Source organism: Pseudoramibacter faecis, from assembly GCF_036289405.1.
GTDB classification, from domain to species: Bacteria; Bacillota; Clostridia; order Eubacteriales; family Eubacteriaceae; genus Pseudoramibacter; species Pseudoramibacter faecis.
In genome coordinates this window covers 60601-69034 of the sequence record NZ_JAYFFI010000010.1, presented here as the reverse complement: position 1 = coordinate 69034, position 8434 = coordinate 60601, and the positions used below count along the sequence as shown (strand labels likewise).

Below are 8434 nucleotides of genomic sequence, written 5' to 3'. Positions count from 1 at the left end.
AAGCGTATATACAAAGCAAAGTGGATGAAATGAACAAACGACCACGGAAGTGCCTCGGATTTAGAACGCCCTATGAAGTCTATCATTCAACTGTGTTGCACTTGACTTGACAATTCAAGCATCAAAAAAACGCGGATGCCCGCCAGAAGTGCGTCCGCGCTCAGGATTTAGTCTTGCCGCTATCCGTTTGTTTTTTGGCCGACGGGGCTTCGCCCACCGTCTTCTCCATCAGCGCCCGATATTTTTTGTCCGCCTGCCCGGCGTCCGGCCGGCGCACGCCCCGGGTGATAATGTCCGGTCCGAATTTTTTGCGCAGCGCGTCGATGGTGCGGTCCACCCGCTGCTCCTTTTCCCGCGCCGCATCGCCAAAGAGCGAAAGCTGCTCCGCTCGGCTGCCTGTGATCCCCGTCAAGGCGATGCCCAGCAGGCGCAGGGGCGTCGTCCCGTCCCAGACCTCGCCGAGCAATTTTTTCGACAGCCGTTCCACCTCGGCGGTGATATCCGTCGGACGGTCCAGCGCCCGCTGCCGGGAGCGGTTGACAAAGCGGTGGGTGCGCAGATGCACGCTGACACAGGTCGCCCGCTTGCCGTCCGCCCGCATCCGCGCCGTCACCGAATCGGCCAACGCCTTCAAAACGCGGTGTGCCCGGGGCCGGTCCGTCACGTTGTCGGCCAGCGTCGTCGAGATGGAATAGCCCTTGGCAGCCGCCCGCACCGCCGCCACGGGGCTGTCGTCGATGCCGTTGGCCCGCCGGTGCAGGGCGCGCCCGTTTTTCTCGCCGACAATCGCCTCGAGCAACGCCGGTTCCACCCGGGCCAGCTCGCCGACGGTGCGGATACCCCGGCGGGTCAGCTTCCCGGCGGCGCTTTTGCCCACAAAAAGCAATCTGTCGACGGGCAGCGGCCACAATTTGGCCGGAATGTCTTCCGGAAAGAGGGTGTGCACCCGGTCCGGCTTGGCAAAGCCGCCGGCCATCTTCGCGAGCAGTTTATTGGTGCCCACACCCACATTCACGGTAAAGCCCAGCTTCCGGCGGATGCGGTCCTTCAGTTCATGAGCGACGCCTGTTGGGTCCGTCGTCGCCCGGGTGCCCGTCATGTCGAGAAAACATTCGTCGATGGAAAAGGATTCGACCATCGGCGTGACCTCGCGGCAAATGGCTTTAAAGGCCCGGCTGAAGCGGCGATACAGCGCAAAATCCGGCGAAACGACGATCAGCTCCGGGCATTTGCGCCGGGCAGCGGCCAAAGGCTCCCCGGTGCGCACACCGCAGCGTCCTGCCGGGATGGATTTGGCCAACACCACCCCGTGGCGCATCTGCGGATCGCCGCCCACACAGGCCGGCACCCCCCGCAGGTCGCTCTCCCCGGCCGCAAGCCTCGCCACCGAGGTCCACGAGAGATACGCCGAGTTGACATCCACGTGATAAATCAGCCGCTCATCCGGCTGCATGCTTCGCGCCATCGCCGCTCCTTTCCCCTGTCTTCAATACCGCTTCGCCGCTTACGCGGAGCAATAATCCCCGCGGTCCACCACCGTCCGGCAGCCCACGCTGGCGATGCGCCGCTCCATGCAGTGGCGGCACTCCGCAGCCTCGTCCCCGGTGCAGATCTTCCCGTCGTAGAGCATGTACTTCGAGCGCACCCCCGGCGGCGAGAGGTTGGGCATCACCACATTGGCGCCGGCTAAGAGGCCCTTTTCCCGGCCAAGGGGATGAATCGTGCCCAGGGCCGTCGTTGCCGGCAAAAGCACCCGGGGCATCATCAGCCGAATCACCGCCAGCAGATGCAGGGTATCTTCGAGCGTTCCGGCCACCGCAGCTTTAAAGGGCGTGTCCTTGTGGGGAATGAAGGGCCCGATGCCCACCATCTCGAATTCGTGGGCCTGCATATAAAACAGATCCGCGATCACGCTTTCCACCCTCTGCCCCGGCGCCCCGACCATGATACCGGCCCCCACCTGATAACCGATGCGCTTGAGCGTCTTGAGGCAAGCCAGCCGATAGGAAAGGCGCATCGTCTCAGGGTGCCACTGGGCGTAAAGCGCCGGGTCCGTCGTCTCCTGACGCAGCAGGTAGCGGTCGGCCCCTGCGTCGAAATACGCTTGATAGCTGGCGGCCGCCTTTTCCCCGACGGACAGCGTCACCGCGCAGTCCGGATGGGCGTGCTTGATCCGCGCGACGATCTCGCACAGGGCGTCGTCGGTATAATGGGCGTCCTCTCCGCTTTGCAGCACAAAGGTGCGAAAGCCGAGGGCATGACCCTGATCGCAGCAGGCCAAAATCTGCTCGGCTGTCAGGCGGTAACGCTCGAGCCGGCCGTTGCTCCGGCGAATGCCGCAGTAGCGACAGTCGTTGCGGCAGACGTTGGAGAACTCAATCAGCCCCCGCAGATACACCGCGCGGCCGTAATGCGCCTCCCGAACGGCCCGCGCCCGGGCGTAGAGCGTTTCGGCCTCGGCCGCCGTGAGGGTCGTCAGCAGTTGGACAAGCGCTTCCGCCGGCAGGGTCCGGCGCCTTGCTAACTCCTCGATCAATGCCGTGTTGTCCATCCGTTCTCCTTTCGTCGCCTTCACTTGGCCACTTGCTGTTGCAAACTCGGCAAAATCGCGAGGCTGCGCGCCAGAATCCCGTTCATCTGGGCGATGGCCACGCCGTAATTCGTCACCGGGACGTGCTGGGCCGCCGCTTGCCGCATCCGGCTCACCACCGCCCGCTCGCCCAGCATGCAGCCGCCGCAGTGCACCACCAGGGCGTAGCGCGTGAGGTCTTCGGGGAAGCCCTTGCCGGAAGCCGTTTCGAAAGCCAGGCGGGCGCCGGTAGCGGCTTCGAGCCAACGGGGCAGCTTCACCGTGCCAATGTCCTCGCATTGTCTGTGATGGGTGCAGCCCTCGGCGATGAGCACCCGATCACCGTCTTTCAAGGTTTTAATCGCCGCGGCGCCGGCCACCGCCAATGCGAGAAAACCCTTGTAGCGCGCCATCAAAATCGAAAAGGACGTCAGCGGCATCGCTTCCGGCACGATCTTCGCCACCGCTTTAAAAACCTGGGAATCGGTGATCACGAGCCTCGGCGGCGCCGTCAGCTTCGCAAGCAGGTCTGCCAACTGCTCGGGCTGGGCGCAGAGGGCCGTCGCGCCGGCGTCAAGCAGATCGCGAATCACCATCTGCTGGGGCAAAATCAGCCGCCCCCTGGGTGCGGAGCTGTCGATAGGGATCACCAGCATCGCGATCTCCCCCGGTTCAACCAGATCTCTCACCAGAGCCTTGGGGCGCCGTTCGACCGCGCCAAAAGCCGCCAACCGTTTTTTAAAGGCCTCAATCCCTTCGCCGGTGCGCGCCGAAACGGCGATGCTGTCTTCCGGCATCCGCGCACTGCCCACGTCGCATTTGTTCATCACCACCAAATGGGGCACCTGCTTTTCCTCAAAGAGGGCGAGCAGGCGCCTGTCGTCCGCCGTGAGGCCCACGGCCCCGTCGACCACCAGCACGGCGATATCCGTCCGATCGAGCACTTCCCGAGCCCGGGCCACCCGCTTCTCGCCCAGGGCGCCGACGTCGTCGGTGCCCGGCGTGTCGATAATAAGCACCGGTCCGATGGGCAAAAGCTCCATGGTCTTCTCCACCGGGTCGGTGGTGGTTCCGGCCGTCTCCGAGACGACGGCCATGGCCTGACCCGTCACCGCATTGACCAGGCTCGACTTGCCGGCGTTGCGCCGCCCGAAAAAGCCGATATGCACCCGCTCGCCCAGCGGGGTTTCGTTTAATGTTGCCACAATGCTGCCTTCTTTCTCTTGGTCTTTCACAAGGGTTAACGTGCGGCCGCCGCGATGGCGTCGATCACCGCGTCAAAATCCGGCGCGAAATAATCAGGCATCTGCGCGAGGAAGATCCGCCCGGACAGCGCCAGATGGGGCAGCGGCACAAAATGCGCCGCCGCCGGCACCACCGGCCGATAAAGCGGATCCGCCACGATCACCGGCGCGTCGCTCACCGCGGCGATAACCGCTTCCTCGTCCAAGGCGAGGGTGTCCCCCGGGGCGAGCAACGCCCGGCTGTCTTCCGCCACTGCGATCACCCGCGCCGGAACGCCACGGGCCTCCAGGGCCGCCGCCAGCGATCCCATAGACACCGGCTCGCCCAATAACGCCGCGGCCGGCCCAGATGGCACCTCCCGCGCCGCATAGGTCACGATGGATGCGCCGCCTTCGGCTGCCGCCTGCTCGAGCGCCTGGTAAACGGCCGGCGCGTGAGAGCCAATCGGGCAACCGATCGCCGCCGGCGTGCCGAAGCGCCGGGCGAGCACTTTCGCCGCCCGCATCCCCGCCGCCGAGACGACCAGGTTCACCGCGGCGCCGCCCGCCCGGGCCAATGCGCTAAGATTGTCGCCCATCGCCCAGCAGCTGACCACCTGCCAGCCCTCGGCTTCAAGGCCCGCGGTTAAAGACCTGCGTGCTTGCGCGTTGGCAAAGTCCAGCGGCGTCATACCCAAAAGGTTTACCGTGCGCGGCCGGCGACCGGCCGGCGGCGTCACAAAATGCCCGGCAATTTTGGCCAGCGCCAGCCCCGCTCCGCGCACATAATCGTGCATGCCGCTGGTGGGCACATAAAAGGCCGGCACCCCGGTCTGCCCGGCGATCAGCGCCGCGATGGCCTCGAAATCCGTCCCGTTGATGAAAGGAATCGGCGAATTGCACAGCGCGATAAAACGCGGCTTGGTGATCTGCGCCGCCTCAGCAATCTCGGCGATGAGCTTGTCGTCGTCGCCGTTAATCGCGTCCACGTCGGTGAGCCCCGACACATAAATCAGACTTTCCTGATCGTACCAGCGGATCTCGTCATGGGTGTTGTAGGTCGAGTTGCAGCCCGACGGGTCGTGGATCACCGTCATGCCGCCGAGCTCATACAGAGCGGAAGCCGCCCCGGAAATGTCCCCGGCAGTCACCGGGAGGATGCGTCTCGTCTGTCTCATAGCGCGCAGTCACATCCCCATCCCTTGCGGGGCACCAGCGCCCGGGTAGCCTTGGGCGTCGCCAGGGCCTCGCCCATCTGTCTTGCCAGCGCAGCAATGCCCGCGTAGCCCCAGAGCCCGCCGTTGTCGACCGTGTTGACAAAATAGGCCGTGTCTTCAAAATAGGCCGCCTTGGGTCCGACGGCCAAGATTTTCCCCGCCGGCCGCAGGCCGCCGCCTCGGCGCGCGATGCGCATTTCCGGCCGGATGGTCGCCACCAAGGTCAGCCCCGGCGCGTGGGCGCGCAGCCAGTCGAAGGCCGGCCGCTCGTTCGCCGCCACAGCGTCCAGATACACCCGCACGACGTTCACGCCGTGCTCGATGAGTAGCTGCGCCAGCCCCAAAGGTTCAAACACCACCATGGCGTCGATGGCTACCGGCGTGTCGCTCAGCGTGGCCGTAAGCCTTCGCAAAGCCGCCGATGCCGCCGCGCGGTCGGCCGCAACGGCCGCGTCGGCAATGCCCAGCGCGTCGCACAGCCGCTTTCGATCCGCCGCGATCCGATCAAACTGCCAGCTGCAGGGCAACCAAAGGTAGGGCCGTTTTAGACGTCGGGCCAGCTGCTTCGCGCCGTAATCGCCGAAGGGCGTGGCGCAAAGTTCCAGCGCGCCCTCGCCCATGGCCAGAAAATCGCCATAGCTTTCGCAGGTCGCCAGCTCCCGCAGCGCAAAATGATTTTGCGCCAGCAGCCGCGCGATATCATTGCCCTCGGGATCCGCCGCGAGATTGCCCCCGAGCAGGTTCACCGCCCGGGGATCCGGGGGCAGCGCTTCCAGCGGGTCGTAAAGCGCTTTTCGCTGCTTTTGTTCCGGCGTGAGCCCCGTCTTTTGCATGATCGGATCCATCCAGCAGCGGATAAAATCAATCCCGGGAAAACGGCGCTCGAGCTCGCGATACACCGCCGCCATGTCCGTGCCCATAAAATGATGCAGGCACACGGGAAAAACGAGCACTGCCCGGGGCGGCGCCGGCATTTTTTTAATCGCATCGGCGATGCCCTCGCAGGTGATCTCAAAGAGATCGCCGTCGTAAAGGTCGTGCTCTTCCAGAACGACCATCGAGAAACGATCGGCCGCGTTCATCTCCGCCGCCGTCATCGCGACACCCCGCATGCAGTTTTGCGCGCAGATGTAAATCTGGTGGCTCTCCGGCACGAGCATCCCCGTGTGGACGATGTTCCAATTGCCGTGCACCGGCGCGTTGTATTCCAGGCCGTGGGCAAAGGGCGCGGGGAAATCGGCCTCGCCGATGGCGACCGCCGCCCGGTCCGTGCTTCGGTTATGGGTGAGTCGTGTTAGCATCGCGTCTCCAATCCGTTTTCAGCGCAAAGGACTGCCGCCAGCGCGCGGTAGGCCGCCGAAACCGGCGCCTGAGGATAGGCCTCGAGCACCATCTGCCCGGCTTCCTCCGCCGCGGGCACCCGGGCGTCCCGAGGCAGATCGCCCACGATGCGTGTGTCGAAATCCCGGGCGAGCTCGGCCACTTTCTCGTCCTCCCGGGTCACGTCCCGCCGATTGAGAATCAGCCCGCCGAGACTCGCATAGCCCCGGTTTTTAAAACCCGCGACGGCCGCGGCGATATTGGCCGCCGCATAAATGGCCATGTTTTCGCCGGAGGTCAAAATATACACCTTCTGGGCGTAGCCCCGGCGCATGGGCAGGGCAAACCCGCCGCAAACCACATCCCCCAGCACGTCAAAGAGCACCACATCCGGCTGAACTGTCTCGTAAATACCCTTTTCGGCCAGCGTCTCGAGGGCGGTGATCACCCCGCGCCCCGCGCAGCCAAGCCCCGGCAGCGGACCGCCGGCCTCGGCGCAGATCACCCCGCCGACACCAACCTTCACCGCGTCGGTCAGCGCAAAATCGTCGCCGCGGGCACGAATCAAATCCATCACGCTCGCCGGCGGCGCCCCGCCGCAAAGCCCTCGGGTCGAATCGGCCTTCGGGTCGCAGCCGATCTGCATCACGGTAAGCCCCCGCCGGGCCATGGCCAGCGCGACGTTGGACACCGTCGTCGATTTGCCGATACCTCCCTTGCCGTAAAACGCGAGCTTAATCATCGGCCGCCTCCGTCGTGACGCCGGAATAAGCCGTTTTGACGCTGACGCCGGGCAGCCGCCCGATCTTGCCCGACAGCGCGCTGATCACTTCCTGGGGCGCGTCCACCGCCACGCTGATGATATTGATACCCTTTTCCCGGTAGGGAATGCCCATCCGCCCGACCACAAAATCCGCTGCCTCGTGCAGCAGCCGATTGATCGCGGCGGACGCCGCGTTGTCATCCACGATAATCGCGATGACTGCTACCCGTGTTTTCATGTCGCTCTCCTTTTATTTTTCTTCGTCGCTCCGGCGCGCCGCCGATGCATCTGCAAGCCGTGGCGCTTCGCTTCTTGATTAGCAGATCCGGGGCAAAAGCTCTGTACCCGGCTCGGGCAGAATGGTCTGGGTGCCGATGTCCGTCGTCATCACGACCCGACCCGCATTCTCCGCCGTCACCTCGCCGATCATCGCTGCGCCGGCCGCATGGGGCGCACGATGCAAGGCATCGAGCAGCGCCGGCGCATCCGCCCTCGGGCAGATCATCACCATCGTGCCCTCGCAGGCGAGATAGAGCGGCTCGAGGCCGAGCATGCCGCAGACGCCGCGCACCGCCGGATCCACCGGCACCGCCTCGGCCGAAAGCCGGATGCCGACGCCGCTTTGCCTGGTGATTTCGTAAAGCACGGTGCCCACGCCGCCCCGGGTCGCGTCGCGAATCACATGGATATCCGGCACCCGCGCAAGCCCCGCTTCCACCGCCGCCCAAAGGAGGGCGCAGTCCGAAGTGATATCCGCCTCGATGCCGAAGTCCTCCCGGGCGAGCAGAATGGCCGTCCCGTGGCGCCCCACATCCCCGGTGACCACGATCGCGTCGCCGGGTGCCGCGCGATGCCCCGCCGGATGGGCGCCGGGCAGCATTTCGCCAACCCCCGCCGTCGTGATAAAGACCCCGTCGGCCTGGCCCTTTCCGGCTACCTTGGTATCCCCGGCGACAATGTGCACCCGGGCTTCTTCCGCCGTTTCGGCCATGGCCGCCGCAACGCGCTCGAGCTCTGCCAGGGGATAGCCCTCCTCGATGATAAACGAACAGGTGAGATACCGCGGGCGGGCCCCCATGCAGGCCAAATCGTTGACCGTGCCGCAGATCGCAAGTTTGCCGATGTTCCCGCCGGGAAAAAACGCCGGCGAAACCACGAAACCGTCGGTGGACATGGCGATTTTGCCCCGGGGCGCCGCCAGCACCGCCGCGTCGTCCGCCGTAAAATCCGCATTGGCAAAATGCTTGGCAAAGACCCGCTCGATCAAAGCCGCGGTCTGCCTGCCGCCGGCCCCGTGGGCCAGGGTCACCGTTTCACTGTTGATGGTTGTCATGGATTGCCT

The 8434-nt window shown here is 65.0% G+C and carries 8 protein-coding genes; all 8 read right to left on the bottom strand.

What is annotated here, in order from left to right; translation table 11 throughout:
• Window positions 1–160: 160 nt before the first annotated feature.
• The 8 genes from V3C63_RS07930 to hypE all read right to left on the bottom strand — a co-directional run bounded on the left by V3C63_RS07930 (window position 161) and on the right by hypE (window position 8425).
• The gene (locus V3C63_RS07930) at window positions 161–1465 is read right to left on the bottom strand and encodes a DNA polymerase Y family protein (protein WP_329887257.1); all 1305 of its coding nucleotides are present in this window, start codon (window positions 1463–1465) and stop codon (window positions 161–163) included.
• A 39-nt stretch (window positions 1466–1504) separates the two neighbouring features.
• Window positions 1505–2551: a [FeFe] hydrogenase H-cluster radical SAM maturase HydE gene (gene hydE, locus V3C63_RS07925; protein WP_329887262.1), complete on the bottom strand. Its 1047-nt coding sequence runs from the start codon at window positions 2549–2551 to the stop codon at window positions 1505–1507.
• A gap of 20 nt (window positions 2552–2571) precedes the next feature.
• A complete protein-coding gene (gene hydF, locus V3C63_RS07920) occupies window positions 2572–3774 on the bottom strand; it encodes a [FeFe] hydrogenase H-cluster maturation GTPase HydF (protein WP_329887256.1) in 1203 nt (400 codons plus the stop codon).
• 35 nt (window positions 3775–3809) lie between these two features.
• Window positions 3810–4970 carry a nitrogenase component 1 gene (locus V3C63_RS07915; RefSeq protein WP_329887255.1) on the bottom strand — a complete coding sequence of 387 codons (1161 nt, stop codon included), beginning with the start codon at window positions 4968–4970 and terminating at the stop codon, window positions 3810–3812.
• On the bottom strand, window positions 4967–6310 hold the full coding sequence (locus V3C63_RS07910; protein WP_329887254.1) for a nitrogenase component 1: 1344 nt from the start codon (window positions 6308–6310) through the stop codon (window positions 4967–4969). The genes V3C63_RS07915 and V3C63_RS07910 overlap by 4 nt, the downstream gene beginning before the upstream one ends.
• Window positions 6304–7071, bottom strand: coding sequence for a nucleotide-binding protein (locus V3C63_RS07905; RefSeq protein ID WP_329887253.1), 768 nt, complete (start codon window positions 7069–7071; stop codon window positions 6304–6306). Before V3C63_RS07905 ends, V3C63_RS07910 begins: the two co-directional genes overlap by 7 nt.
• Window positions 7064–7330, bottom strand: coding sequence for a TM1266 family iron-only hydrogenase system putative regulator (locus V3C63_RS07900; protein WP_329887252.1), 267 nt, complete (start codon window positions 7328–7330; stop codon window positions 7064–7066). Before V3C63_RS07900 ends, V3C63_RS07905 begins: the two co-directional genes overlap by 8 nt.
• A 78-nt stretch (window positions 7331–7408) precedes the next feature.
• Entirely contained in the window at window positions 7409–8425 is a 1017-nt protein-coding gene (hypE, locus tag V3C63_RS07895) for a hydrogenase expression/formation protein HypE (protein ID WP_329887251.1), read from the bottom strand.
• Between the last annotated feature and the right edge of the window lie 9 nt (window positions 8426–8434).